The following is a 25,214-nucleotide window of genomic DNA, read 5'->3' as shown; positions in this document are numbered from 1 at the left end:
ACGCTGCGCTTCTCAGTCCCTGGCTTCATCCAACCTTCTCGGTGCTGAAAACTGGACTTTTTGAACACTTAATTTAAAGGTAGTCAAAAAGGCCACTTTTTCTTGCGATATAGAATTTCATCAGCTTCCGCTGATAACGAATAAATTCTATATCTACAAAAAAAGACCCCTCCCGGAGCTTCCGGAAAGGATCGATTGTTGCCCCTTGGATGTTAAACTTATCAAAAGCGGACTTTTTGAATTACCTCTTAAAGCTCTGTATGAACTTCAATTTTGGGCTCATCTTCTTTGCGACTTGGAATCATCGATTGGATTCTGTCAATAACATTAGGCAGCGCATCGATCATCTTCTCGGCCAAATGAGTCTGATTATCGAGTGGAACAATGTGTACGCCTTGGGTACCTACAACAAGAAAGGCAATCGGATTAATGGAGACACCGCCCCCGCTACCGCCACCGAAAGGTCTTATTTTAGCATGGTCATCAGAATTGCTGGAGCTGCTCTTTTCATAATCATGATCATTCTCAATACAAAAATCACTGCCTCCGGCAGCAAAGCCAAAGCCAACGCGGCTGATCGGTAGGATCACACTGCCATCAGGTGTTTGAACAGGTTCACCGACAATGGTATTCACATCAACCATTTCTTTGATGTTCTCCATCGCCGTTTGCATTAGCCCTTGAATTGGATGTTCAGCCATTATACTTCCTCCTTAAGAATTGGGTTGAATAAGGACTTCCTACGCTTTTCGTAGTCTGCTCATACCGCGCGTGTTGTATGTATGGGATTTAAGTCCTTGAAGTCTTATTAGCGATCTGATGATTTTGCTGATTTGGCTTTGGACAATAACTTAAACCATTTGCGCAGCCCTTTATTCTCGCGTAATACACGAAAGACCAATACAAACGAGGCATAAAAAGCATACCCTAAGCGAATTCGCGCTGTACATTTCAATTGGCTGACAAACAAAGGAGGAATTCCAAATTTGGGTACCACGAATAGTTTGGGTCTTTGTTGCAGTGAAATGTGATAAGACAAAAATCCGATAAGGGTCGATTTGAGTGCCCAAGCGAAACCCGTCAAAGTTGCGGTATGCGCAGCATTGGAAAGGGCAATATTAGTAGACCATTCTAATTGGGCAACCTTAATATGCTTCAATGTGGCTTTCATCCAGCTACGAAGTCCTAGGGTAGCTTTCAGCATCTCTCTAAAATCGTCAGCCCATTGCTCAATCTTATGTTTATTAATTGCCTGCTCGTGATTTGCCGTCTGTCCCTCGTTCAAATTATTGCTATTTTCTCCCCGGATAATCAATCCATCCTGCAAATTCTTCAGTTCAATCTCCGGTATTTTATAGTGAAGCGAGATGAGGCCAAAGAGCAAAGTAACATCGACCGTAACTATGTCATTCTTGTTACTCTTCTTGGCAAAGAACTGAAGCTTGATATGCGATAATAGGAGTAACACAATGATGAGACACAGCAGGAACAGGCTGCTTCCGAGCCAAATCCACACGAGAACGCCCTCCATGCTATTCAGATAACAAGCTCTTAATAGTATGGCTGTTCACTATAAGAAACATTCGTAACGCAAAAAAACCTCTACCTGCTTACGGTAAAGGCTAATATTGGAAAAACAAAAAGGCCTATTCGAACGGCCCTTCGTCGTTATTCGTTAACTCCACTTTGTCACGCGCCACATCATCAAAGGTTAGCTGCTGTTCTTCCAGCTTCTTGAACAAGAGCTGTGTCTCCTCCTCAAGTTGATCCGATGGCTCGATATCCTCCATAACCGGCAAGTCCTTCAGACTAGCAAGCCCAAAGTAGTCGAGAAATTCCTTGGTTGTCCCATACAGAATCGGTCGACCAATTGCTTCGGCCCGTCCTACTTCTTCAATCAGATCTTTGTTCACCAGAGTATGAATAGCTCGCTCCGATTTGACACCACGAATCCCTTCTACTTCAATTCGTGTAATCGGCTGTCGGTAAGCAATAATCGATAATGTCTCGAGCGCCGCTTGAGACAAGGAGGACCTGGAAGGTGAATAAGCCAGTCTCTCAAAATAAGGTGCATGCTGGGGCAAAGTCGCTAATTGATAGTTGCCGGCAATTTGAACGACCTGTAGACCGCGTCCCGCTCGTTCAAAAGAGTTCTTCAAATCTAAGAGAGCATCATTTATGATCTCTTTACGCTGCTCGGTTACTTCCGCCAGCTGTGCAACGCTGATTCCTTCCTCCCCGGCAAGAAATAGCAGACCTTCAATAATCGATTTCAATTCCTGAAAATTCATCGGCCGAACCTTCACCTCTCCACTCAATAACTATATCATCAAACAGTTTGTTCTGATAACAAACCACTTGTTTCATCTTCATTAATTCCAAGATAGCCAGAAACGTAACGACAATCTCATGACGATACATCTCCTCATGCAGCAGCTTGGAGAACAGCAGTCTGCCTCCTCTACCGCTTGCTTCAAGCACGGAGACCACTTCATTGATCCGATCTTTCACCGAGATCTCATCCCGATGGATTCGCGCCACTGTATTGCGTTTGACCGCTTTGCGGATCGCCTTCTGGAAGGCTTCTATCAAATCCTGTGTATGCAATCCCTTCACCGGATTCTCTTGAATTTCAGGCAAGAATGGAGTCAAATCCTCAGGTTCCTTCGTGAAAATAAGGCTGCGTTCCCACTCCATTTCGTGCAGTTGCTCAGCGATTCCCTTATACTTCCGGTATTCAATCAGTTGGCGAATCAGTTCTTCACGCGGATCCTCTTCCTCTTCATAATAGCCGTAATCTTCATCCAGCTCGATGACAGGCGGCTTGGGAAGCAACTGTTTGCTCTTGATGGACAGTAGTGTGGCCGCCATGACGAGAAATTCACTGGTAACCTCCAGCTCCAGCTCCTGCATGTTATGTAAATACTCAAGGTACTGGTCGGTTATCTCGCTGATCGAGACTTGATTAATATCGATCTCCGCTTTATCAATCAAATGCAAGAGGAGATCAAGTGGCCCCTCGAACGCTTCCAGTTTATATAATACAGTCGTCAATGAACTTCCTCCACCCATATAAATGCCTACGTAACATAAACATCTCGAATAAAATGAAAATGCAGTACCCTAAAAAGGGTACTACATTAAATAAGCACTATTTTAGCTGTTTCGTCAAGTTCGCCATTTCAATGGCCGCCATTGCCGAATCCCAGCCTTTGTTGCCCGCCTTCGTTCCAGCACGTTCAATGGCTTGTTCAATGTTCTCTGTCGTCACCACTCCGAAGATGGTCGGTACACCTGTCTTCAAGCCAATTGCTGCTACGCCCTTAGCGACCTCGTTGCAGACATAATCATAATGTGTTGTTGAACCACGGATGACGGTTCCCAGCGTAATGACAGCGTCGTATTTGCCGCTTTCCGCTAACTTCTGTGCCGCGAACGGAATTTCGAACGCTCCAGGAACCCAGGCTACATAAATCTCCTCTTCCTTGACGCCATGCCGTTTCAAGGCGTCGAGCGCTCCACTTAACAGCTTGCTTGTGATAAACTCGTTAAACCGTCCAACTACAATTGCGTATTTTAATCCTTCAGATACTAAATTTCCTTCAAATACATGTGCCATATATATCCATCCCCTTCAATTTGTATTTTTATTAGTTAATACATAATAAAGTTACTGCTGTTAGGATTCATCCTGCTCGATATCATCAAATTCCAGCAGATGTCCCATTCTAGCCTGTTTCGTATGCAAGTACTTGGTGTTGTCCTCATTAGCCTCCATTTGGATAGGCACCCGCTCAACCACATTCAGGCCATATCCTTCTAGACCGGTAATTTTACGCGGATTATTGGTCATGAGGCGAATCTCGCGAATACCCAAATCCTTCAGAATTTGTGCGCCAATCCCGTAATCGCGCAGATCTGGTGGGAATCCCAGCTTCAGATTGGCATCCACCGTATCGAAGCCCTGCTCTTGAAGCTTATAAGCTTTCAATTTATTGATCAGCCCAATACCACGCCCTTCTTGACGCATATAGAGCAGCACGCCTCTGCCTTCCTTCTCAATCTGACTCAGTGCCGCCGCAAATTGTGGGCCGCAGTCACAACGATGAGAATGGAAGACATCGCCGGTGAGACATTCGGAATGCACACGCACCAGAGTTGGTTCATCACCACCGATATCGCCTTTTACAAGCGCCACATGCTCTTTGGAATCAACATCATTGGTATAGGCGACAACTCTGAAATCACCGAAATCGGTTGGCATATGCACCTCTACCTCACGATTAACCAACTTCTCCTTCTCATTGCGATAATGGATCAGATCCTTGACACTGATCAGCTTCAGATCGAAAGTTTTGGCGATTTCAGCCAAGTCCGGCAATCTCGCCATCGTACCGTCTTCCTTAACGACTTCACAGATCACTCCTGCCGGATATGCCCCGCACATCCGGGCCAGATCCACAGCCGCCTCCGTATGCCCGGCACGGCGTAGTACACCGCCCTTCTTGGCGATCAGCGGGAACATATGCCCTGGGCGGCGGAAGTCGCCTGGCTTGGCCGCCGGGTCCATGAGCTTCTGAACTGTCAGTGAACGCTCATGAGCCGATATACCGGTTGAAGTAGCCTGGTGATCAATCGATACGGTGAAGGCTGTTCCGTGATTATCCGTATTTTGCGCCACCATTGGCTGCAGCTCCAGCTCCTCCGCTCGCTCTTGTGTGATCGGCAGGCAGACAAGACCGCGCCCTTCCGTAATCATAAAATTAATAACTTCCGGGGTTGCTTTTTCCGCTAGCGCTACAAAATCTCCCTCGTTCTCCCGATCCTCATCATCAACTACAATAATGACTTTGCCGCGCATCAGATCATAAATCGCATCTTCAATCCGATCTAATTGAATATCTTCCATATGAATCCCCTCCTGCTATTGCTGCAAATTTCAAATGAATCTCAGGAACCATAAATTCAATCGCTATGTTCATTCGGTTGCCTAGAAGACCTGACGATCTCAAGCGAATCCATTCTCGACTAGAAATGATAAATCTACGTTTGAAGGATTGCCCTTCTGCGAATGACCTGCTGGGCTATTACTGAATCTCAGCAGATGCTCCATATACTTGCCTAGCACATCCGTCTCCAGATTGACCGTGTCTCCCGCCCGTTTTAACGCTAGCACTGTCTCACTCCAGGTATGTGGAATGATGGATACCATGAACCTTCCTCCTTCAACACTGGCGACCGTCAGACTGATTCCATCAATTGTAATCGAGCCTTGAGGAATAATGTATTTAAAAAGAGCTGGCTCCGAGGGTTCAATTTCGACAAAGACGGCATTTTGATCTTGACGCATATTTGCAATCGTGCCGGTTCCGTCCACATGCCCTTGTACGATGTGTCCGCCGAATCTTCCGCCTGCAGCCATAGCTCGCTCTAGATTCACCTTGCTGCCAGGCTTCAGATTCCTCAGATTCGTATGGCGATAAGTTTGTGGCATGACATCTACCGTAAAGCCGGAAGCTTCCAGGGAAGTGGCGGTCAGGCATACACCATTTACAGAGATGCTGTCCCCCAGCTTCACATCATCCATAATACGACTGGCCAGAATGCCAAGCACCATCGCTTCTCCCTTATGGCTGATCGATTTCATCGTACCGATTTCTTCAACAATTCCAGTGAACATGATCTTGCCTCCTTGTTACCCTACGACTCTGGTTATACGGAATACACCGGCTTTCCTTTGACACAAATATTATCACCAATGAGCTCTACTTCCATATCCTTTAGCACAATGCTATCTCGCATTCGTTCATAACCGTCAAAGACAAAGCTCCCCGGCGATTCAAGGCCACCAATGAGTTTGGGAGCAATAAATACCATTAATTCATCGACCAAATGATGCTGCAGCATCGACCCGTTGATCCTTCCTCCACCCTCTACCAGAATCGAGGCAATCTCACGTTCGCCAAGTAGGCGCATTGCATGCTTCAGATCAACCTCAGGGCCGTCTCCACATATCATGATTTCAATGCCTTGCTTGCGCAGCCCGTCTATTCTGTCTTGAGCCGCACGGCTTGTCGTCAATAGGATGGTTGGCGCCTTGCCGTCCGTCAACACTTGGCTATTCTCAGGAATCCTTAAGGGCGAATCAACGATAATTCGAATGGGAGACAATCCTGGAACCGATAACCTTGTTGTAAGCATTGGATCATCGGCGACGACCGTTCCGACACCTACCAGAATTGCCTGATGCTGATGTCGCAAGGTATGCACCATTTCGCGGGCAGCATCATTGGAGATCCATTTGCTGTCGCCGCTCTTCGAAGCGATCTTGCCGTCCAGAGTACTAGCTGTCTTGAGCGTGATATAAGGCAATCTCGTCGTAATATACTTGTTGAATTTTCTATTGAGTTTAACAGCTCGCTCACGCAGTACACCGACTTCCACCTCAATACCACTCTCGCGTAGCATCGCGATCCCTCTGCCCGCTACACTTGGATTAGGATCTTCACAGGCTATAACGACACGCTTCACATTCTCCTGAATTAGTCGCTGCGAACATGGAGGCGTCATGCCATAATGACTGCAAGGTTCCAATGAGACATAGACTGTACTATTCTCAGCCTCAGCGCCTGCCATATTTAGAGCATGCACCTCCGCATGAGCTGTCCCTCTTCTCAAATGTGTGCCTATACCAACAACAGCACCATTCTTCACGACGACCGTACCGACCACCGGATTAATTCCAGTCTGGCCCAGAGCACGCTCAGCCATATCCAGAGCAAGACCCATATAAAACTCATCGTTCATCATCTGCATTCTTCCCACCTCCCTCGCTGTATCAGTGTAGAATCCAAAAATAAAACCCCGACGGAATCTAATCCATCAGGGTTATTATGAGAGTGAGTACGCAAAAAAATCACATCGCTGAACAGACAAAGCCATTATGGCTATGCTGTAACAGAAGCTATGTACATTATGCACATTAACTTTGTGAAAATTAGAACTTACTGACTGCAAGTATGCGGCATTTATGAGTATGTCCAAGCGCATAATGTTAGCCTAAAAGCTCTGCTGCGTCTTCCTTCTCCCATCCAGACTATACTGTCGGTCCCGGAATCTCACCGGCTCAGCCATATATCGCATGAATAGATCAAGTGATATACAGGTCACGGACTCGTACATGCATCTTATTAGACGTAAGAAGCCTAATTAAATAGAGCATGCCATCACCGTCGGTTGGGAATTACACCCGACCCCGAAGGAAAAAATATTCGATTATGCAAAACAGTTGTTGCATAACGAATGTTAACACTATCATCTTAAAAAATCAAGGATCGAACAAACTCCCCTGATGAGGCACTCGTTCTGTGTATAAAATTTCGTGCAAAGCAGATGATAAACATTGACGTGCAGCGTTGATTTTACAATGAACACTAGAGGAGGCAATTCCATGGCTAAGCCCGACGATCGTTCGGACAACGTACAAAAATTAAGCAAACATATAAGTAATACCATTCAAAATTTTCATGAAGGTCAGGATTACCTAAGCGAGCATGCCGACGAAATCTCCGGCACCGAGAAACAGCAAATCGAGGATAAAAACAAGAAGCGGCTCAGAAGCATTGAAGGATTCCGTGAAGAAATCAAGGACGAAAAGTCCGATCAGCAATAAAACCTGTATAATTTCTAGGGTTGACTAGAAAATAGGTACAACAAGAAAGAGCCTGCAACTACGCAGGCTCTTATTGCATTTATTCTATTCGTCCCAGACAGTTACTTCTTGCATCTTGTCACCAGGACGGACTTGATCCACAAGATCCATGCCGGAGGTTACTTTACCGAATACGGTATGTACCCCGTTAAGATGTGGTTGTGGTTCGTATACGATAAAGAATTGGCTGCCGCCAGTATCTTTGCCTGCATGAGCCATAGACAGAACACCGCGTTCATGCTTCGTCACATTAGTTGCAGTCTCACATTTGATCGTGTAACCCGGGCCACCCGTACCATTTCCGATTGGGCATCCACCTTGTGCAACAAAGCCTGGAATTACGCGATGGAACGTAAGTCCGTTATAGAAACCAGAATTAGCCAGTTTCTCAAAGTTTTCTACCGTACCTGGCGCTTCTTCAGGCAGAAATTGAATTTCAACCACTCCACCATTTTCCAATACGATCTTGCCTTTTTTCATATCGGTCACTTCCTTTTATTTATTCGTTAGTCAAAAACCTATTCCAGTGTACTATGAAATGCCCGGTAGAGCAAAGAGGAAGCCTACGTACAAATAAAAAACCGTGAAGAATGCGCAATTCATGCGTTCTCCTCACGGTTCTACTCATTATAGACAAGTGCTAGCTCTTAATCCTCATAGCTCTTATTTGTAGGAGGGCTGCTTCGAAATCCGCTCAGGAATCGTATCATAAGCAACGATATCATCGAGTGTCTCGCGTCTCACTACGATATCGCTATACCCATCCTTAACAAATACGACTGCTGGACGTGGAATCCGGTTGTAGTTGCTTGCCATCGCGTAATTATATGCTCCCGTACAAGCCACTGCTAATAGATCCCCCGTGTTCACAGTTGGGAGCTCAATATCCCAGATCAGCATATCGCCTGTTTCACAGCATTTCCCAGCGATTGATACCAACTCTTCATTGGAATCAAAAGCACGGTTCGCCAGCAATGCCTCATATTTGGATTCATAAAGAGCTGGACGTGGATTGTCGGTCATTCCTCCATCGACAGCAACATATTTGCGTACGCCAGGAATGTCCTTATTCGTACCGACCGTATAGAGCGTAGTACCAGCATCGCCGACAATACTGCGACCTGGCTCCACCCAGATTTCCGGAAGCTCAGGATAGCTAAGGCTAAAGTGCTGCTTCACTGCATCCGTAATTGCCTTGACATAATCAGCAACCTTCAGCGGCGTATCTTCCTCTGTATATCTTATACCGAAGCCCCCGCCAAGATTAACTACTTTAAACAGAACACCGAGCTGTTCCTTGACATGAGCAGCGAAATCAGCAACTCGCTCAACCGCTAAGTGGAACCCCTCAACTTCAAAAATCTGCGAACCGATATGTGAATGAACCCCGAGTAGATTCAGATTGTTGCACAAGCCTGCCGCATTAACTGCTTCGAATGCAGCCCCGTTCCCGATATCAAAACCAAACTTGGAATCGATCTGTCCGGTTGAAATATACTCATGCGTATGCGCTTCGACTCCAGGAGTTACGCGAAGCAAAATGTTCACCACAACCTTCTTCTCAGCCGCAATGGCCTGCAGCATATGCAGCTCTACCATATTGTCGACTACGAAGCAGCCGATGCCCGCATCAATAGCCATCTCCAGCTCAAATGGCGTCTTGTTATTGCCATGGAAGTGAATTCTCTGCGCAGGAAAGCCTGCTTGCAGTGCGGTATACAATTCGCCCTCAGAGACTACGTCCAGAGACAGGCCCTCTTCCTCAACTAGCCGGCACATAGCCATAACACAAAAGGCTTTGCTTGCATATGCAACCTGGAAGGACAAACCGGATGCTCGGAAGGCATCCATATATTCACGGCTCCGTTGCCGTATAAGGTCTTCATCTACAATATAGAGCGGTGTGCCGTAGGTCTCTTTGAGCTCTACTGTATCACAGCCGCCGATTTCCAGATGGCCTTTCGTATTAATTTTGCTCGTACCGTGTAAATACATCTATGCAATCCTCCACTGTTTTCAATTTTACACCAGTATAGCAAACAAACGGTGAACTGAAAAATGGATTATTATGAATATGATTTGTGTTATTTGGTAGACACGCCCACCATCTATTCGTTCTGCGGCATCCGCGTGCGGTCACGCGGCTTGTTGAAAGACGGTCTTTGCTTGGATGACATAACCGGAACCCGGAACAAAATTGCGGCCATTGCTTTGGCATTAAATGGGATAAATGGCCATAAATAAGGCGAGTTATAGGAACGTTGAAAAGTAAGAAACAGAATGTACAGTGTCGTTCCGACAACTAGACCAGGACCGTCAAAGATAGCTACAGCGACAAGCAGGAACAACCGAACCATCCGATTGGCCAGCCCCAATTCATAACTTGGCGTTGCGAACATCCCGATTGCTGCGATCGCCATATACAGAATTACTTCGTTGATGAATAAGCCCGTCTTGACGGCAATATCGCCGATCATAATCGCTGCGATCAAGCCCATAGCTGAAGCGAGCGGGGTCGGGGTATGCACAGCCGCCATGCGCATCAGATCCACGCCGAACTCTACGAGCAGAAATTGGGCGATTAACGGAATTTTCGCTTTATCATGCGGTCCAACAAATGCTAGTATATCCGGTTTGAATTCCGGATGCATCACAATCAACAGCCATAATGGCAATAGAAACAGCGACGCAAAAATTCCAAAAAAGCGTACCCACCTTAGATAAGTGCCCATGAACGCGGTTTGCCTGTTCTCCTCGGCATGTTGACATAAATCAAAGAATGTCGTAGGCAAAATAATGACACTGGGCGACGTATCGACGAATATTACGACCCTTCCTTCGAGCAAATGGGAAGCAACGACATCCGGGCGCTCGGAATATCGGACATGAGGGTACGGGCTCCAGCCTCTGTGAAGAATAGCTTCCTCAAGCTGTTTGTCGGCAAGCGGAATTCCGTCCATATTTAAGCTTGTTATTTTCTTCCGTACCGCTTCAATCTCCAGCTTGTCGGCAATATCATCAATATAAGCCAAACTTACATCTGTCTGTGTCCGTCTCCCCACCTGAAAGGCCTCGAACTTCAACCCAGGATCACGAAGCCGTCGCCGAACCAAAGCTACATTCGTCAACATCGTCTCGGTGAAGCCATCTCTGGCGCCGCGTACGACCCGCTCAAGCGAAGGCTCTTCCGGACTGCGCACCGGATAATTGCGCGTATCCATAATGATCGCTGTCTGTTCGCCCTCTATGAAGAATGCGCTCATCCCGATCAGGATGTTTTTGATCACGACACTTAATTCCTCGGCCTTCTCCACCTGAACATGGGGGATATACATTTCAAAAAAGGAACGCATCGCTCCAGCGGATAAATTGTCCGGCGTTAAGTAAGTGAGGCGCTTAAGAATTTCCAGCATAATCTCACTGTTGGCGAAGCCGTTAATGAAGAGCATTCCCGTCTTCTTGCCAGCGAAGCTCATTTCACGGAATACGACGTCAAAGCTCTTGCCAAGACCGATAACTTCCTCAAGCGTCCGCTTCGTAGTAGCTAGACTTCTGCTGATTCTATCGCTCTGCTGCCAATATATGATGGAATCCTCGAGGGAGTCAGACTTTTCTGCGTCCCTTTTTTGTTGAACCTCTTTTTTGGTCCAAATGCCTATATGAGGCTCCTCTGGACGAGTGTTCTTATCTGACTCCTGCTCCTCCCGATCCGATTCTCGAATAAAGCCAGGCATATTCTCGTTATCAGCATGCTCCCGGATATGATCATTTTCTTGGTCCATCGTAACTAGCTCCCTTCGAAAATATGGCTGCGATATTCTTGTGATTTAAGCACCGGAGGGCCCGGCTGAATTCAAGATTCGAAGTCGAATCAACTTCCTCGATTTACCTCGTGTTAGATATAGAATTTATACGTTACAGCGAAGCTGATGAATTCTATATCGCAAGAAAACCTACCTTTGAACCGCGGTCGCTCCTCCTTGAATGACTTCGATCGGTTTTCTTATCAAAAGTGGACTTTTTGAATTTCTTCATTCAGTAAAGATTCAAAAATCCGGTTTTCAGCACCGAGAAGGTTGGATGAAGCTAGGGTCCGAGGAGCGGAACGTACGTAGTTGGTACGTGAGCACCGGAGGGCCCGGCTGAATTCAAGATTCGAAGTCGAATCAACTTCCTCGTTTTACCTCGTGTTAGATATAGAATTTATACGTTATCAGCGAAGCTGATGAATTCTATATCGCAAGAAAACCTACCTTTGAACCGCGTTCGCTCATCCTTGAATTACTTCGATCGGTTTTCTTATCAAAAGTGGACTTTTTGAATTACCTTACGGATTGTAAATGAACCATTCGAATAGCGACCCGGCCACCTTACCAAACACCATTGCCAGCAGCAATCCGAATAAGTACCTCTGCATATGAAGTCGCTTGGCAATGATCGGCAGCACATTCAGCACCTCGGTCAATGCGGCCGCAAGCATTCCGATAAAGATGCCATTGAACAGGCCGACAACGCCGCTGAACAGCCCAGGTCCGGCTATTTTCCAATTCCAGAAATCAGCAATCGTGCCGATAAATGAGCCGCTGACCATCGCTCCCTCATACCAGTGGACTTTATCGAAGGTTCGTGTAATCTGGGCGAGACGCGGAATCATATCCAGCACGATAAATAAAGCGATCACCCCGGCACCGACGGCGATTCCCCCAGCAAATCCAAGAAACATAAGACCACCGTATATCACCGCACCGCTCAAAGGGGCTTCTCCCCCTTCTCCTTGGCCTCTTGTTCGCTCATCCGTTTATATTCCTCAGCAACCACATATTGATTCAGATTTTCCTGGTACAGGAACATCTCGACCTCAAGGGGAGTAGGCTCCTCATTCCATTTCTTCTTGAATAGATGATTGAAGAAGATGATCATCCCGAAGCCGATGCCAAGGGAGTATGCGCCTTGAAAAAGATAAGGATGCTCGTCCCGGTGACCAGTAATCATCTCCACGATCCGCACCTGAACCTCCGGCATGCTTACATCAGCATGGAAGTTCATGATCGTCAATGCGGCTCCGAAGAATAGCAGGAGCCAGACTACCGCAAATAGCACAAGTGAAGGCTTCTTCTCCTTCACGATCATCTCGATCAGCACATGCGGCTCACCGATCACTTCAACCTGAGCCGCAGGAAATCGCTGCTTGATAACAGAAATCACTTGCAGGGTATCGATCACGATGAGATTGCCATCGCTCTTCTGCGGCCGCTCAAGCTCCAAATTTAACAGAACTTCTTCTTGATGAGGCTCGGCGAGTACGCGAGCAATGTCGCGAAGATGAATGGGGGAACCAGCCGGAAGCCTGACTTGCTTGCGCAGCCGTACATAAATGCAGGGATGAGGTATTGGGTTCAATGATAGCCACCCCTTTTTTTCGTAATGTCCATAGTATGCCAAGTGAGACTTATATTTACTCGAAGTTGTGACATTTGCGGCTTAGGGCGCTAAAGAAGCGGTCAAAAATGTCCCTTAGAGCAAGAAAAACATAATCTCGTATTCCTAACGGACACTTTTGACCATTAGAAGCACAAATTAGCAGTTTCCCGTGGTCCTTTCCCCTGTAATGGACAAAATTGTCCGTTACAAGTGAAGCGAACTAAAGACTGGGCGCTAACGGACAAAAATGTCCGAGTACTCCGGCCAAAGCATGAGGATTTCCGCTTTTTTGGACATGCAAAAGGGGATGTCTCCGGGTCAAAAACCAACCCTTGAGACAGCCCCTGTCTTTCAATCGTATCGAGCTTAAAACAACCCTTAGATTTAGAGCAACGATCCCCTGCATCCTCTGGAACTACTATTGAGCGATCTGATCGCGAATGCTCTGCAAGATCTTCTTCTCTAGCCTGGATACCTGAACCTGGGAGATTCCAAGCCTGGCCGCTACCTCAGATTGCGTCTGATCGCGATAATAGCGCAAATACACAATCAGCCGCTCCCGCTCTGACAATCCATCGATCGCTTCATGCAGAGCCAGCTTATCGAACCAGCGTTCCTGGGACTCATCGGCGATCTGATCCATAAGTGTAATCGGGTCGCCATCATTCTCGAACACCGTCTCATGGATAGAGGCTGGCGGCTTATTCGCCTCTTGGGCGAATACGACATCCTCCGGCGTTACCCCGAGCTCCTCCGCCACTTCCTTCACCGTCGGAAGTCGGTTCAGCACCTTGGACAGCTCGTCCTTCTTCTTGCGCACCTTATTCGCCATTTCCTTCAACGAACGGCTAACCTTCAACGTTCCATCATCACGTAAGAAGCGCTGAATTTCCCCGATAATCATCGGAACCGCATAGGTTGAGAATTTGACATCGTAGCTTAGATCGAATTTATCCACCGACTTTAACAGTCCGATGCAGCCGATTTGGAACAAATCCTCCGGCTCGTAGCCACGGTTCATGAACCGCTGTACGACCGACCAGACCAGCCTTGTGTTGCAGCTTACGAGCCTGTCCCTGGCCACATTATCTCCAGCCTGGCTCAAGGCGATCAGCCTTTTCACTTCCGCATCGTCCAAATACTCTCTCGAGGCTTGCTTCACTTCGGCATCCATATCTCCAACCCCTAATTGTATAAAGCTTTCTTCGATACGATCCTCTTCTTCATCCGAATCGAAGTGCCGCCGCCAACCTCGCTTGCGACGTCAAACTCATCCATAAAATTCTCCATGATTGTAAAGCCCATCCCGGACCGTTCCAGCTCCGGCTTGGAAGTGTATAGCGGCTGCTTAGCCAGCTCCAAATCTTCAATCCCGCGGCCTTTGTCTTCGATAAGCAGGGTTATCGTATCCTCCTCAATCCAGGCGGAGATCGTGACCACTCCTTCCGAATTCTCCTCATAACCATGGATAATAGAGTTTGTTACCGCTTCAGACACTACGGTCTTCAAGTCTGTAATCTCATCCATCGTCGGATCCAGCTGAGAGACAAAAGCGGCTACCGTTACTCTGGCGAAGGACTCATTCTCCGATTTTGCTGCGAATTGCAAGGTCATAAAGTTGCTACTATTCTCCTTCATAGGGCGACCTCCAACTCCGAGAGCGCGCTGCTCTCATTTTCATAAATAGACATAATCTTGAACAAGCCTGACATCTCCAGCAAGCGGAATACCGGCGGGTTCACGTCGCTGACGACCATCTTCCCGCCCTTTTGCTTAATCAGCTTATAGCGTCCGAGAATAACTCCAAGCCCTGAGCTGTCCATGAACTGCAGCGATTTGAGACTGAGCAGTAAATTGCGGCAGCCCTCTCGCCCAATCTCCTCATCCATGCGCATACGCACCAAATCTGCAGTATGATGGTCCAGCTCGCCGGATAAACGTACAATAAGCGTCTCGCGATGCCTCACAGTTTCCATTTGCAAATTCACGTCTGTTCACTCTCCTCCCTGACATGAACACAACAATTCTACACGTCTTTGAACGAATCCTGCTCTATGACAAAACTAGAAGAAAAAACCTATTAATCTACAAAAAACATATGCGAAGCCGTTCGTTTGAATAAGGTCCAAAAGCCAGCTTTCTTAATTGCGGTAGCCGCATTCAAATCGAACTCGGCCAGCGTCCGTCCATCCTGAACGATTAGGAGTTGGCCAATCAATTGCCCTTCCTTGACAGGGGCGGCAATCTTCTCAGGAACAACCAGCTTCTGCGTAATATTCTCCAGCTTGGAGCCTTTCTTGACCAGAACGCTCATTGTCTTGGAGGCGGTCAGTTCAAGCTGCGCGGCCTCCCCCTTCTGAACCTTCACTTTTCCGATCACCTCGCCGGATTTATAGATCGGTTGCAGCGCGTATTGCGAAAATGCATAGTCGAACATCGCGGATACTTCACTGTTACGCGTCTTCGTATTCGGCTCCCCGAGCACGACCGCAATCAAGCGCATTCCATCACGCTTCGCTGTCGCTGCCAGACAGAACTTGGCTTCTGAGGTATACCCCGTCTTAAGGCCATCTGCCCCGCTGTAAAAGCGAACAAGCTTATTCGTATTGACGAGCCAGAATGGCTTAGCGGAATCCTTGCGCAAATAATCCTGATAGGCACCGGTATACTTCGTAATCCCCTCATACTTCAGCAGTTCGCGACTCATCATAGCGATGTCATGAGCAGAGCTGTAGTGGTCAGCTACTGGCAATCCATTGCAGTTGGCAAAGTGAGTGTCTTTGAGTCCAAGCTCCTGTGCCCGCTCATTCATTAGCTTGATAAAGCCCTGTTCCGAGCCTGCGATCTTCTCTGCCAACGCAACGGAGGCGTCATTACCAGAGGCCATTGCTACCCCCTTCAATAGATCATCGACCGTCATTTCTTCCCCGACCTCGAGGAAAATTTGCGACCCGCCCATCGATGAAGCATGCTCACTCGTCGTCACCTTATCTGTCAACTTCAAGCGCCCCTCATCGATCGCTTCCATCGTCAGTAGCATCGTCATAATTTTCGTTATACTGGCAGGCGGCAGCTTCTCATGACTATGTTTCTCATAAATAACCGTCCCGGTGTCCGCATCTATCAGGATAGCAGAGCGGGCATTCTCTGCCAGCGTCAGTACCTCTGCGTTATCGCGTGCCCCTCCATCCTCTGCCAAGGCCGCCATAGGCCATGCAGATACTGTCAATATAAGAGCCATAAGCCCACTGATTAGCATCTTCTTCAAGCGGTTGTTCCCCCTTTATACTAAAAGTCTGGATTCTGCTAACCTAGTATGCTCCATTTCATGGCATTATATTCCTACATGACAGTTCCCTAAGAAAAAAAGCGGCATTCCCGTGAGGCTTATGCCTCGCGCAGGAACGCCGCTTAAGATTATGTTTTATAATACTTTATCTCTTAACTACAGCTGCGGTATGATCGTCTGTACCAGACTGAGGAATTGCTCACGTACACGATCCGTCGTCTCCATGACTTCCGCATGTGATAATGGCTGGTCCAAAATACCAGCTGCCATATTGCTGATACAAGAGATACCAAGCACCTCAAGCCCCGCATGACTCGCTACAATGACTTCTGAGACGGTGGACATACCGACGGCGTCCGCGCCCAGTGTACGCAGCATGCGGATCTCTGCCGGAGTCTCATAGGATGGTCCAAGCAGTCCAGCATACACGCCTTCCTGCAGAGAGAACCCCAGTTTGTCCGCAACAGACCGCGCGAGCTCACGCAATCTACGGCTGTAAGCCTGCGACATATCCGGGAAACGCGGCCCAAGCTCATCGTCATTGGCACCGATCAACGGATTCTTCCCTGTCATATTGAGGTGATCGGATATGAGCATCAGATCGCCTGGAGTAAATGAGGTATTGACACCACCGGCCGCATTGGTAACGAGCAGCGTCTTTACGCCCAGTTCTTTCATAACCCGTACAGGGAACGCTGTCAATTCAGGACCGTAACCTTCATACATATGGAAGCGGCCTTTCATCATAACGACCGGCTTGCCCTGCACTTGACCGATTAATAGTTCACCAGCATGTCCTTCTACCGTGGACTGTGGGAAATGAGGAATATCTGCATAGGATATGCTGACCGCCTGTTCAATGTGGTCGGCAAGAATACCAAGTCCAGAGCCGAGAATCAGGCCAACCTCCGGCTTCATCTTAGCTACGGACGAAATATACCCGGCCGCCTCTACAATCATCTCTTTGGTAAGTGTCATTGTCATTTCTCCTTCAAGTTATAATAAATGGCTCATGCTACAGACTTCATAACTTCCTACTGCGATAAGCTTCTTTATTCCTTAGTACCGGTGGACCGATCTTCTATTTGCCGTTTTGCCCGCGGATGAAAGGAATCATACACCGATTTTAGATTTCCACCCGATTTATTTAAATAGAGCTGTAGGGTCGAAGCACTCTGATGGCCTAACATCTCTTGCACAGCACGCACATCCGCCCCACCCTGAAGCATATGTACGGCAAATGAATGACGCAAAGTGTGCGGGGTAATCTGCTTGCTGATACCTGCCTCTGCCCCGTATTTCTTAACGATTTTCCAAAATCCTTGACGGCTCAGCGTCCCTCCCTGACGATTTGAGAACAACGGACCCTGGTCTGCTTCCTTCACCCATCTCGGACGGCAATCCTTCAAATAACGGTCTAGCCATTCTATCGTTATGGCCCCAACAGGAATAATTCGTTCCTTGCCGTTCTCACCTGCACAGCGCAGAAATTGCAGCTGCAAATTAATGTCGCTTACCTCCAGAGAGATCAACTCGCTAACACGAATTCCTGTAGCATACAATAATTCAAGCATCGCTTTGTCCCTTAACCCCAAAGGGGTATCTGGATCGGGCATGTCCAGCAAAGCTTCTGTCTCTTCAATGGTTAACGTCTCAGGTGGGGTCTTGTCCATTCTCGGAGACTCAATCATCAGGAACGGATCATGATCAATCATCCGCTCCTGCTGCAAATAATGTATAAAAGACCGCAGTGTCACGGTGACCCTGGCAATGGTCGCAGGTGACTTGCCCTTCTCCTTCAAAGCGGAGAAATAGAGCAATATCCCGGCCCTGGTGACCTCATTGAAATCATCGATTCCACGGCTCTGCAAATAAGCAACAAACTGCTGTAAATCACGGGTGTATGCTTCCTGTGTTCGCTCACTCAGACCTTTACGATCCGCCAATTGCGATATAAAAGAGGCAATAACCTGTTCCAATTCATCGCCCCCTCTCATCCTAATCTATCATTATTCACCATACCAGAAAAATAGCTTCAATCTCTGCAATGGAGTCTCCGGATCTAGCGCATCCATACTTCCGGCATGAAAGGCCTTCACTGCTGAGCCCTCAGGAATACGATATCTATCCATCGGGAGCAAAGCTACATCCAGGTAGCCAAACGCTTTGTATAAGGCATAAGTAAGCATGATGAATACAATCAGATACTTCAATAAACGTAGACTCTTGCGCAAAGAAATGACCATCGTTCTCCCCTACCTTTATCACGGATTGCCGCCCCGCTCTGCCTTGAGACGAGAACAGCATTTGTACAAGTATATATCCAATCCGCCAGGTTTATGAGAGCTTCTACTCCTATTATTGTACATGCAAAAGCATCCAAATAACAGATTCAACTGTCGTACAACTTAAGACAAAAAAATAAGGCAGAGCGGTTAAATCAGCTCTACCTTATTGTAATTATCTTAACTATGATGGCCATCTTCCGGCTAATCTCAATCCGTCTTATCCGTTTTATCTGTCTTATCCTTACAACGATGACAAATACCCTGGAAGTCAAGACGATGATCAAGAACCGTAAAATTAAATTCCTTCTCCAGACGTTCCTCTAATGGCCCAAGCCAATCCTCACGTATCTCATCCATTGCTCCACATTGAACGCAGATCAAATGGTGGTGGTGATGCTTGTTCGTATCGGTTCGCAAATCATATCTGGCTACGCCGTCGCCGAAGTTGATCTTCTCAACGACATGAAGTTCACTAAGCAACTCCAGGGTCCGGTATACGGTAGCCAAACCTATCTCAGGAGCTTTATCTTTAACGAGCATGAATACATCTTCAGCACTAAGATGATCCTCTTCATTCTCGAGCAATACGCGAACCGTGGCTTCCCGCTGGGGCGTCAATTTGTAGCCATGGGATTGTAACTCTTGTTTGATTTTCTCGACTTTCACTTCCACGTTCTCCCTCCCCAAGCATCGCCGACATTAAGCTGCTTTAATAATTCGCTTCTTTCATTATAGGGGGAGTTAATCAACAAAGTCAAACATTTTGCTAGAGTGAGAACCTATATCAACAGCGGGGTGACCCAGCTCATGAGCTCGGGAGATACCCAGGTCTCAAAGGTGGAAATAGCGAGTAGGATCGCCGCCATAGCCAACGTCAGCGAAGTATATGAGAAGAAGGGTCCAGCCGCACTTCCGCTGCGATGCAAAAGCACCCGATTGCGGATAATGCCTAATGAGAATCCGACAGCCGCTACACTCGTGATCAGCAGTGCGGGGATAACGATCAAATTATGCGGGGCAACTGAGACAATTGCGAACAGCAGACCTTTCCATGTGAACTGCCCGACCAGACATCCTACCGTGAACCCGATCAGAACACCCTTAAGAAAATCAAGAATAAGAATTCCCGGCAGTCCGATAACCGAAAGGCCCAGCAGCCAGATCAAGCCAAGCCACTTCAAATGCAGGCTTGCCACAGCCCAGAAGGATAAGGCCTGGAATGAAGCTCCCCCATCGTTCACCGATACGAAGAAGTCCCCCAAATAACGAGACAAATCCTGCTGCTGCTCAAATGTTAAGGCATTGACCATCAACGCGCCGAACACAACCCCCATCAAAAATAATACACTGACAAATACATATAAAGGTGTCTGATCCCGTAATGAATGACGAATTGGTTGCAGCATAGGAGCCCCCTTCTAATCCAGCTTTAATATTCCTAAGGATTCAAGATATAGCCTTGAGTATCCTGATAATACAAGCTATGAAGAAGCCCGCTCCCTTATGCTTAAGTTCCAGCATGTCCTGTTATTCTTGCACAACCTTGCCGTACATCCCTCCGCCGCCTGCCTGAAGATGTAATGTCCCGGCGCGGGCAGCGCATATTTTATCCGCTAATTCCTCGCCAACTACGCCAGACAACTGCGTCTTCGAGACGTGATGCAAAATATTCATTTCCGTATCGAACACCGCCAACAGTTGATTAAGCTTTGACGGCCCCAAGCCTGGGATAAATTCCAGCGGGACCTGATAATGATACGGCGGCCGGCACGCCGGTATACTCGACTCTCTACGGTCGGCGATCGACAGAATCCGGTCCAGAACACCGCGTACGAGCTTGGTACTGCCGCAGTACGGACAGCGATCCACCGATACTTCCGCTTCATCAATGATATAGTTGCAGTTGCTGCAGTATGTCCGATGATACTTCCCAAGCCGCGGGCTAAGGCCATAATTGCCGGCAACTCTTCTGCCGTTCTTGCCGCTAAGTGCTTGTTCAAACTCTTGGTAAGTTGGGGCCTGCAGAATCATTTTATTGTACTCTCTGCCGATCTTGCCCAAGGAATGTGCATCTGAGTTAGTTAGAATCGTGTAATTATCCAACTCACTGATCAATCCTGCCATCTCTGAATCTGCGCTCAAACCTAGCTCAACTGCACTGATAAGCTGGGGATCGAGCACATCAGCGATCCTTGGTGCACAGCTTCCATATATACTCCGATGCGGTGTGAAAATATGCGCAGGGATCACCATCCCGCCCCGCTGATATACTTCTTCCTGCAGTTCTCGCGCAGGTACATACACCCGCTGTGAGCTTAGCTGCACGTTCTTCATTCTTGGCTTCAACCATTCTGTGAATGAACGCATCGTCTCGAGATACGGGAAAAATACAAGCAGATGGGCCGGCCCCATGCCTGGCTCTCTGATTTCTAATTCACTGCCGAGCAATAGCGTCGTCCCTTCGTATGCGATGCCCCCGTCTTCAAGCTCCCGCATCTGCCCCTGCTCCAGGCTGGTAACGATGTCAGCTTGAACACCAGGTGAATGACAATCGATGATACCGACCAGTTGAATCCCTTTGCGCACAGCAGCTTCTTTGGCAATATTAGCGAACGTCAGGTTTCGGCTGCCGCTAATTTTTACCGGAGCCCCCGCTTCGGTCCTGCCAATATGAATATGCAAATCAGCAAAATACGAGGAGAGATTTGGGTTGTTCATTTCATTTGAACTATTCATTGCCGTCTACTTCCCTGCCTGCTGGCTCAGCCTGCGCTGCTGCCAGATATAAAAGGCTACCATCGTCTTGGCATCGGCAATTCGCCCCTCAGCGATATATTGCTGAGCTTCTTCAAAGCTAACCTCATATACCTCGAGGAACTCATCCTCATCGGGCGCCATCTCCCCGCTCGTTAACTCCTCCGCTAAATACAGATGAATCACCTCATCAGAGAAGCCTGGAGCTGTATAGAAGGAATGCAGAAGCGTCATACGCTCGCAGCGATAGCCGGTCTCCTCTTCAAGCTCACGTGCAGCAGCCTCCATCGGATCTTCACCCTTCTCCAACTTACCAGCTGGAATTTCCAGCTCACAGCGGCCCATCGCTTGGCGGAATTGATCAACCATCAACAGCCTTTCATTATGAAAAGCGAGCACGGCCACTGCTCCGGGATGCTTCACAATCTCTCGCGTTGCTGTGCTTCCGTCCGGTAGTTCTACTGTATCCACCTGCAGTGAAATGACTTTCCCCTTAAAAATCGGCTCGCTCGAAATGGTCTTCTCCATCAGTTTATCTGTCATATGATCCATGATCCTCCTCATGAAATAATTGATCATTCGTTAAGTCACTCATAACTTGTCCGCTTCGGACATATGGTGTTATTATACCAAACCTCCACGTAAAGGAGCAGCGCTCATGAAAAGCTATTTTTCGGAAAAATCAGTCTGTGTTCAAGGCAAAGCCTGGCAAGTTCGTATTATGCTCAACCAATGGCAAAAAGAAGTAGGAAAATCTGCCAAGGTCAAGGATCTGATTCGAACGCGGACCAGTAAACAGAATAAGAGAGGTGAATGAACAATGGCGTACAGACCGCCGCAATTAGATAGCACACCTAATATTCCAGATATATTAGAGCGTGGAGAAGATCTGCATTCATTGCTTTACCACTTGGAAAGCACTAGCGATTCTACAGGGGTGCCTGAATATAATTTTTTTGACCGCTCCGAGCTTATTCAATATTCGGTCTCATCCGGCATGTTAATTGCAGCCGCTAAGCTGGCCGGAGATAGCGACCCGGTACTACGATGTATGCTGATTTGCAGCCTTTATGAGCAAGGTTATACAGAACTGGCGGAGGAGCACCTCCTCAAAATAGCACATAAGCTGGTTCCCCCCCGGACCCCATATCAAGAAGCCGCGAGAATATACGGAGAGATACTGTATGATCAAGCCCGTTATGAAGAAGCTGCCGCGATTTTTACCGCCTTGGCCGAGACTTGCCCTTCCATGGCTTCAGTACGTTATGCCTCAGCTGCCTGCCGTCTTCAGGAGAAGGTTCTGCGACTGAGAAGGCGGATGGAATTGTACCACCCGGATCAGGATGAACGGCTTAAAATTGAGAAGTATATTCACGGATTCTTGGACATGCTGGCTTTTATTGAGCAAACGCATTGGCATTCGAAGTGGAATGACAAGCAACGAAGTCATTTGCCGGAGCATTTAAGCGCCAACATCAAACAAAACCGTTCATAAGCCCTAGGCTATTGAACGGTTTGTTTGTCGTTGCTTACTATTTATTTACGGTCTGTGCAATGATCTCCAATGCCAGCTCTGCAGTCTTCACAATGTCCTCAGCCTTGATCCGTTCGCGGGTCGTATGAATGTCTTCATAGCCAATAGCCAGGTTCACAGTTGGAATGCCTAGTCCGTTGAATATATTGGCGTCGCTGCCGCCGCCAGACATGAATGTAGCGCCTGACAGGCCAAGCTTACCTGCTGCTTTCTGTGCCAGAACAACAACAGGCTCCTGCTCCGAGAGGTGGAAGGACGGGTATACAATCGTACTGTTAAAGACGCCTTTGGTATGGTAATCCTGACAGGTGGATTCCACCGCCTCCTTCATTCCGGCAATCTGCTTCTCAAGCTTCGCTTGTGAGGTGCTGCGAGCTTCGGCATATAGCTTCACATGATCAGGGACGATATTCGTCTCTCCCCCGCCTTCAAACTTGCCGATATTCGCCGTAGTCTCCTCATCAATCCGTCCGAGCCTCATACGAGCAATCGCCTTGCCTGCTACCTGGATCGCACTGATGCCATCCTCTGGATTCACTCCAGCATGAGCCGATTTCCCATAGATATCAATCGTAATGAGCGCACGGGAAGGAGAAGCTACACAGATCGTACCTACATCCCCGTTCGAATCAAAGGCAAAGCCAAATTTGGCATCAAGTAAACCAGCATCCAGCGCTCTGGAGCCAGTCATGCCCATTTCCTCGCCTACGGTAATGACGAACTGAATTTGCCCATGCGGCAAATTGTGCTCGCGCAGCACCTGAATGACCTCCAGCAATGAAGCGACGCCAGCCTTATCATCAGAGCCGAGAATCGTCGTACCGTCACTACGGATCCAGCCATCTTCCCCAACGATAGGGTTAATTCCTACTCCGGGAGCGACTGTATCCATATGACTCGTGAACAAGAATGGCTCCGCATTCGTCTGAACACTCGGCTTCAAAGTCGCGATTAGATTTCCGGCACCGTGTCCCGTTCTGGCCATGGAATCGTCCTCAATAACTTCAAGTCCTAGTTCTGTAAATTTATGAATCAGAAAATCGGCAATTTCCCGCTCATGCTTCGTCTCGCTGTCAATGCGGACCAATTCCAGGAAGAGTTGAATCAATCTTTCCTTATTGATCATTGGACTTTCCTCTCTTTCACGTTTACGATATTATAGAAGTTGTTCATAAAGTCCACTTTTGATCACGAAGTGAATCAAGAAGTATTCAAGGCATCGAATCTTGAATTCAACCGGGCCTAAGCGGATGCTTACGAAGTCATGTTTCCTACGGAAACATCTCAGGTGCTCACGTAGGTTCTGCCTACGCTCCGCTCCTTTCGTCCCTAGCTTCATCCAACCTTCTCGGTGCTGAAAACCGGACTTTTTGAACTTACAAATTAAAGGTAAACCAACTTAACAAATCTATATTTAAAAGGAGTTTAGGTATGTCTAAAAAATGGTTAAAAATCGTAGTCTATCTGATGTTGTTTGCGATGATAGGTTCTACACTATTTGCGCTGCTTGAACCTCTACTCATGCGTTAGCATCTTCCCATATCGTCTCATAACCGAAGACTTCATTAAAATAAGGAATGATGTCATGGGCCACCTGTTCAACAGTAAATGTCTTGCCCGTGACATCTTCCAGCGAAGTTACTCCGTATTCCTGAATTCCGCACGGAATAATCCCCTGGAATCCCTCGTTCTGAATGCCTGATTTAATATTAAAAGCAAAGCCGTGACTCGTTACAAAGCCGCGACGGTGGCGACATTTATTGAACTTGACGCCAATCGCTGTAATCTTGACATTTCCGACCCATACTCCGGTATATTCCGGCTTCCTTGACCCTTCGATTCCGAATTGAGCCAAATAATTAATGATCACCTGTTCGAGATTCCGTAAATAGCCATGCAGATCAAGGCCATGCTCGCCATCGAGCAGTAGTAGCGGGTATCCCACTAGTTGTCCTGGCCCGTGATAGGTAATGTCCCCGCCACGGTCAATTTGGACCAGCGAGATCCCCTGCTCCTTCAGCTGCTCTGGACTGAGCAGCAAGTGCTCAGGATGCTGCTGAGAGCCAATCGTATAAGTCGGTGGATGCTGAAGAAGCAGCAGGTGCTCCTGCTGCTGTCCGTCGCTGATCGCTTTTACTAATTCTTTTTGCTTATCCCAAGCTTCCCCATATTCAATCATTGGAGTATAGCTTACTAATAATGGTTTGTTCATGCTGA

Annotated in this window: 30 protein-coding genes and 1 riboswitch; of the genes, 4 read left to right on the top strand and 26 right to left on the bottom strand. The window is 47.6% G+C overall.

The features are described 5' to 3' along the window. Nucleotides 1–248: 248 nt before the first annotated feature. The 8 genes from ytfJ to ribD form a co-directional block, all read right to left on the bottom strand. Nucleotides 249–701: a GerW family sporulation protein gene (gene ytfJ / locus ABD014_RS18450; protein WP_343863486.1), complete on the bottom strand. Its 453-nt coding sequence runs from the start codon at nucleotides 699–701 to the stop codon at nucleotides 249–251. A gap of 107 nt (nucleotides 702–808) precedes the next feature. Next, the gene (locus ABD014_RS18445) at nucleotides 809–1,516 is read right to left on the bottom strand and encodes a DUF2953 domain-containing protein (protein ID WP_343863483.1); all 708 of its coding nucleotides are present in this window, start codon (nucleotides 1,514–1,516) and stop codon (nucleotides 809–811) included. A gap of 130 nt (nucleotides 1,517–1,646) precedes the next feature. Then, nucleotides 1,647–2,291, bottom strand: coding sequence for an SMC-Scp complex subunit ScpB (gene scpB, locus ABD014_RS18440; RefSeq protein ID WP_343863481.1), 645 nt, complete (start codon nucleotides 2,289–2,291; stop codon nucleotides 1,647–1,649). Beyond that, entirely contained in the window at nucleotides 2,260–3,072 is an 813-nt protein-coding gene (locus ABD014_RS18435; protein ID WP_343863479.1) for a segregation and condensation protein A, read from the bottom strand. Before ABD014_RS18435 ends, scpB begins: the two co-directional genes overlap by 32 nt. A 79-nt stretch (nucleotides 3,073–3,151) precedes the next feature. After that, nucleotides 3,152–3,619: a 6,7-dimethyl-8-ribityllumazine synthase gene (gene ribH, locus ABD014_RS18430; RefSeq protein WP_343863477.1), complete on the bottom strand. Its 468-nt coding sequence runs from the start codon at nucleotides 3,617–3,619 to the stop codon at nucleotides 3,152–3,154. A 60-nt stretch (nucleotides 3,620–3,679) separates the two neighbouring features. Further along, the gene (locus ABD014_RS18425; RefSeq protein WP_343863475.1) at nucleotides 3,680–4,909 is read right to left on the bottom strand and encodes a bifunctional 3,4-dihydroxy-2-butanone-4-phosphate synthase/GTP cyclohydrolase II; all 1,230 of its coding nucleotides are present in this window, start codon (nucleotides 4,907–4,909) and stop codon (nucleotides 3,680–3,682) included. Nucleotides 4,910–5,008: 99 nt separating this feature from the next. Then, entirely contained in the window at nucleotides 5,009–5,680 is a 672-nt protein-coding gene (gene ribE, locus ABD014_RS18420; RefSeq protein WP_343863473.1) for a riboflavin synthase, read from the bottom strand. Nucleotides 5,681–5,712: 32 nt separating this feature from the next. Next, nucleotides 5,713–6,816 (bottom strand): bifunctional diaminohydroxyphosphoribosylaminopyrimidine deaminase/5-amino-6-(5-phosphoribosylamino)uracil reductase RibD, encoded by a 1,104-nt coding sequence (gene ribD / locus ABD014_RS18415; RefSeq protein WP_343863471.1) that lies wholly within the window; start codon nucleotides 6,814–6,816, stop codon nucleotides 5,713–5,715. A 259-nt stretch (nucleotides 6,817–7,075) separates the two neighbouring features. Next, nucleotides 7,076–7,267: riboswitch (FMN riboswitch) on the bottom strand. Nucleotides 7,268–7,450: 183 nt separating this feature from the next. Here ribD and tlp point away from each other — a divergent pair. Further along, nucleotides 7,451–7,672 carry a small acid-soluble spore protein Tlp gene (tlp, locus tag ABD014_RS18410; RefSeq protein WP_343863469.1) on the top strand — a complete coding sequence of 74 codons (222 nt, stop codon included), beginning with the start codon at nucleotides 7,451–7,453 and terminating at the stop codon, nucleotides 7,670–7,672. An 84-nt stretch (nucleotides 7,673–7,756) separates the two neighbouring features. On the opposite strand, the gene ABD014_RS18405 is transcribed toward tlp, so the two are convergent. From ABD014_RS18405 to ABD014_RS18330, 16 genes are all read right to left on the bottom strand, one after another. Further along, nucleotides 7,757–8,191, bottom strand: coding sequence for a peptidylprolyl isomerase (locus tag ABD014_RS18405; protein ID WP_343863467.1), 435 nt, complete (start codon nucleotides 8,189–8,191; stop codon nucleotides 7,757–7,759). 183 nt (nucleotides 8,192–8,374) lie between these two features. Then, nucleotides 8,375–9,706, bottom strand: coding sequence for a diaminopimelate decarboxylase (lysA, locus tag ABD014_RS18400; protein ID WP_343863465.1), 1,332 nt, complete (start codon nucleotides 9,704–9,706; stop codon nucleotides 8,375–8,377). A 113-nt stretch (nucleotides 9,707–9,819) separates the two neighbouring features. Beyond that, nucleotides 9,820–11,493: a spore germination protein gene (locus tag ABD014_RS18395; protein ID WP_343863463.1), complete on the bottom strand. Its 1,674-nt coding sequence runs from the start codon at nucleotides 11,491–11,493 to the stop codon at nucleotides 9,820–9,822. Between the two features lie 545 nt (nucleotides 11,494–12,038). Then, complete coding sequence (locus ABD014_RS18390) at nucleotides 12,039–12,434, bottom strand: stage V sporulation protein AB (protein WP_343863745.1); 396 nt, start codon at nucleotides 12,432–12,434, stop codon at nucleotides 12,039–12,041. Between the two features lie 26 nt (nucleotides 12,435–12,460). Next, nucleotides 12,461–13,111 carry a stage V sporulation protein AA gene (locus ABD014_RS18385; protein WP_343863461.1) on the bottom strand — a complete coding sequence of 217 codons (651 nt, stop codon included), beginning with the start codon at nucleotides 13,109–13,111 and terminating at the stop codon, nucleotides 12,461–12,463. Between the two features lie 439 nt (nucleotides 13,112–13,550). Further along, the gene (gene sigF, locus ABD014_RS18380; RefSeq protein WP_068781790.1) at nucleotides 13,551–14,306 is read right to left on the bottom strand and encodes an RNA polymerase sporulation sigma factor SigF; all 756 of its coding nucleotides are present in this window, start codon (nucleotides 14,304–14,306) and stop codon (nucleotides 13,551–13,553) included. A gap of 11 nt (nucleotides 14,307–14,317) precedes the next feature. Continuing rightward, nucleotides 14,318–14,770 (bottom strand): anti-sigma F factor, encoded by a 453-nt coding sequence (spoIIAB, locus tag ABD014_RS18375; RefSeq protein WP_251412045.1) that lies wholly within the window; start codon nucleotides 14,768–14,770, stop codon nucleotides 14,318–14,320. Next, nucleotides 14,767–15,120: an anti-sigma F factor antagonist gene (spoIIAA, locus tag ABD014_RS18370; RefSeq protein ID WP_126997732.1), complete on the bottom strand. Its 354-nt coding sequence runs from the start codon at nucleotides 15,118–15,120 to the stop codon at nucleotides 14,767–14,769. Before spoIIAA ends, spoIIAB begins: the two co-directional genes overlap by 4 nt. Before the next feature lie 92 nt (nucleotides 15,121–15,212). Further along, nucleotides 15,213–16,400, bottom strand: a complete 1,188-nt coding sequence (locus tag ABD014_RS18365; RefSeq protein WP_343863456.1) for a D-alanyl-D-alanine carboxypeptidase family protein — start codon at nucleotides 16,398–16,400, stop codon at nucleotides 15,213–15,215. A 177-nt stretch (nucleotides 16,401–16,577) separates the two neighbouring features. After that, nucleotides 16,578–17,405 carry a purine-nucleoside phosphorylase gene (locus ABD014_RS18360; protein ID WP_343863454.1) on the bottom strand — a complete coding sequence of 276 codons (828 nt, stop codon included), beginning with the start codon at nucleotides 17,403–17,405 and terminating at the stop codon, nucleotides 16,578–16,580. 68 nt (nucleotides 17,406–17,473) lie between these two features. Continuing rightward, nucleotides 17,474–18,400: a site-specific tyrosine recombinase XerD gene (xerD, locus tag ABD014_RS18355; protein WP_343863452.1), complete on the bottom strand. Its 927-nt coding sequence runs from the start codon at nucleotides 18,398–18,400 to the stop codon at nucleotides 17,474–17,476. A 30-nt stretch (nucleotides 18,401–18,430) separates the two neighbouring features. Then, the gene (locus tag ABD014_RS18350; protein WP_343863450.1) at nucleotides 18,431–18,667 is read right to left on the bottom strand and encodes a DUF4227 family protein; all 237 of its coding nucleotides are present in this window, start codon (nucleotides 18,665–18,667) and stop codon (nucleotides 18,431–18,433) included. Nucleotides 18,668–18,916: 249 nt separating this feature from the next. Further along, nucleotides 18,917–19,381, bottom strand: coding sequence for a ferric iron uptake transcriptional regulator (gene fur / locus ABD014_RS18345; RefSeq protein ID WP_126997724.1), 465 nt, complete (start codon nucleotides 19,379–19,381; stop codon nucleotides 18,917–18,919). A gap of 107 nt (nucleotides 19,382–19,488) precedes the next feature. Continuing rightward, nucleotides 19,489–20,115: a stage II sporulation protein M gene (spoIIM, locus tag ABD014_RS18340; protein ID WP_343863447.1), complete on the bottom strand. Its 627-nt coding sequence runs from the start codon at nucleotides 20,113–20,115 to the stop codon at nucleotides 19,489–19,491. Between the two features lie 121 nt (nucleotides 20,116–20,236). Further along, the gene (locus tag ABD014_RS18335) at nucleotides 20,237–21,445 is read right to left on the bottom strand and encodes an endonuclease Q family protein (protein ID WP_343863445.1); all 1,209 of its coding nucleotides are present in this window, start codon (nucleotides 21,443–21,445) and stop codon (nucleotides 20,237–20,239) included. 6 nt (nucleotides 21,446–21,451) lie between these two features. Next, nucleotides 21,452–22,006 (bottom strand): NUDIX domain-containing protein, encoded by a 555-nt coding sequence (locus ABD014_RS18330; protein ID WP_343863443.1) that lies wholly within the window; start codon nucleotides 22,004–22,006, stop codon nucleotides 21,452–21,454. Between the two features lie 115 nt (nucleotides 22,007–22,121). Between ABD014_RS18330 and mciZ the strand changes: the two genes are divergently transcribed. Both mciZ and ABD014_RS18320 read left to right on the top strand, forming a co-directional pair. Then, on the top strand, nucleotides 22,122–22,280 hold the full coding sequence (mciZ, locus tag ABD014_RS18325; RefSeq protein ID WP_343863441.1) for a Z-ring formation inhibitor MciZ: 159 nt from the start codon (nucleotides 22,122–22,124) through the stop codon (nucleotides 22,278–22,280). A gap of 3 nt (nucleotides 22,281–22,283) precedes the next feature. Then, complete coding sequence (locus ABD014_RS18320; RefSeq protein ID WP_343863439.1) at nucleotides 22,284–22,958, top strand: tetratricopeptide repeat protein; 675 nt, start codon at nucleotides 22,284–22,286, stop codon at nucleotides 22,956–22,958. Nucleotides 22,959–22,995: 37 nt separating this feature from the next. On the opposite strand, the gene ABD014_RS18315 is transcribed toward ABD014_RS18320, so the two are convergent. Continuing rightward, complete coding sequence (locus ABD014_RS18315) at nucleotides 22,996–24,123, bottom strand: M20/M25/M40 family metallo-hydrolase (RefSeq protein WP_343863437.1); 1,128 nt, start codon at nucleotides 24,121–24,123, stop codon at nucleotides 22,996–22,998. Nucleotides 24,124–24,428: 305 nt separating this feature from the next. Between ABD014_RS18315 and prli42 the strand changes: the two genes are divergently transcribed. Further along, nucleotides 24,429–24,527, top strand: a complete 99-nt coding sequence (prli42, locus tag ABD014_RS18310) for a stressosome-associated protein Prli42 (protein WP_343863435.1) — start codon at nucleotides 24,429–24,431, stop codon at nucleotides 24,525–24,527. On the opposite strand, the gene lipB is transcribed toward prli42, so the two are convergent. Beyond that, a complete protein-coding gene (lipB, locus tag ABD014_RS18305) occupies nucleotides 24,517–25,209 on the bottom strand; it encodes a lipoyl(octanoyl) transferase LipB (RefSeq protein WP_343863433.1) in 693 nt (230 codons plus the stop codon). The two genes, prli42 and lipB, sit on opposite strands and share 11 nt — an antisense overlap. Nucleotides 25,210–25,214 lie beyond the last annotated feature (5 nt).

The organism is Paenibacillus motobuensis (genome assembly GCF_039521865.1).
Classification (GTDB): Bacteria; Bacillota; Bacilli; order Paenibacillales; family Paenibacillaceae; genus Fontibacillus; species Fontibacillus motobuensis.
The sequence above is the reverse complement of the archived record's forward strand: the minus strand, read 5'-3'. Positions and strand labels throughout refer to the sequence as shown.

Coding starts and splice junctions, on each gene's coding strand:
- ytfJ (WP_343863486.1), bottom strand. CDS start 701: ATGGCTGAACATCCAATTCAAGGGCTAATGCAAACGGCGATGGAGAAC.
- scpB (WP_343863481.1), bottom strand. CDS start 2,291: ATGAATTTTCAGGAATTGAAATCGATTATTGAAGGTCTGCTATTTCTT.
- ABD014_RS18435 (WP_343863479.1), bottom strand. CDS start 3,072: ATGGGTGGAGGAAGTTCATTGACGACTGTATTATATAAACTGGAAGCG.
- ribH (WP_343863477.1), bottom strand. CDS start 3,619: ATGGCACATGTATTTGAAGGAAATTTAGTATCTGAAGGATTAAAATAC.
- ABD014_RS18425 (WP_343863475.1), bottom strand. CDS start 4,909: ATGGAAGATATTCAATTAGATCGGATTGAAGATGCGATTTATGATCTG.
- ribE (WP_343863473.1), bottom strand. CDS start 5,680: ATGTTCACTGGAATTGTTGAAGAAATCGGTACGATGAAATCGATCAGC.
- ribD (WP_343863471.1), bottom strand. CDS start 6,816: ATGCAGATGATGAACGATGAGTTTTATATGGGTCTTGCTCTGGATATG.
- tlp (WP_343863469.1), top strand. CDS start 7,451: ATGGCTAAGCCCGACGATCGTTCGGACAACGTACAAAAATTAAGCAAA.
- ABD014_RS18405 (WP_343863467.1), bottom strand. CDS start 8,191: ATGAAAAAAGGCAAGATCGTATTGGAAAATGGTGGAGTGGTTGAAATT.
- lysA (WP_343863465.1), bottom strand. CDS start 9,706: ATGTATTTACACGGTACGAGCAAAATTAATACGAAAGGCCATCTGGAA.
- ABD014_RS18395 (WP_343863463.1), bottom strand. CDS start 11,493: ATGGACCAAGAAAATGATCATATCCGGGAGCATGCTGATAACGAGAAT.
- ABD014_RS18390 (WP_343863745.1), bottom strand. CDS start 12,434: ATGTTTCTTGGATTTGCTGGGGGAATCGCCGTCGGTGCCGGGGTGATC.
- sigF (WP_068781790.1), bottom strand. CDS start 14,306: ATGGATGCCGAAGTGAAGCAAGCCTCGAGAGAGTATTTGGACGATGCG.
- spoIIAB (WP_251412045.1), bottom strand. CDS start 14,770: ATGAAGGAGAATAGTAGCAACTTTATGACCTTGCAATTCGCAGCAAAA.
- ABD014_RS18360 (WP_343863454.1), bottom strand. CDS start 17,405: ATGACAATGACACTTACCAAAGAGATGATTGTAGAGGCGGCCGGGTAT.
- ABD014_RS18350 (WP_343863450.1), bottom strand. CDS start 18,667: ATGGTCATTTCTTTGCGCAAGAGTCTACGTTTATTGAAGTATCTGATT.
- spoIIM (WP_343863447.1), bottom strand. CDS start 20,115: ATGCTGCAACCAATTCGTCATTCATTACGGGATCAGACACCTTTATAT.
- ABD014_RS18335 (WP_343863445.1), bottom strand. CDS start 21,445: ATGAATAGTTCAAATGAAATGAACAACCCAAATCTCTCCTCGTATTTT.
- ABD014_RS18330 (WP_343863443.1), bottom strand. CDS start 22,006: ATGACAGATAAACTGATGGAGAAGACCATTTCGAGCGAGCCGATTTTT.
- mciZ (WP_343863441.1), top strand. CDS start 22,122: ATGAAAAGCTATTTTTCGGAAAAATCAGTCTGTGTTCAAGGCAAAGCC.
- ABD014_RS18320 (WP_343863439.1), top strand. CDS start 22,284: ATGGCGTACAGACCGCCGCAATTAGATAGCACACCTAATATTCCAGAT.
- ABD014_RS18315 (WP_343863437.1), bottom strand. CDS start 24,123: ATGATCAATAAGGAAAGATTGATTCAACTCTTCCTGGAATTGGTCCGC.
- prli42 (WP_343863435.1), top strand. CDS start 24,429: ATGTCTAAAAAATGGTTAAAAATCGTAGTCTATCTGATGTTGTTTGCG.
- lipB (WP_343863433.1), bottom strand. CDS start 25,209: ATGAACAAACCATTATTAGTAAGCTATACTCCAATGATTGAATATGGG.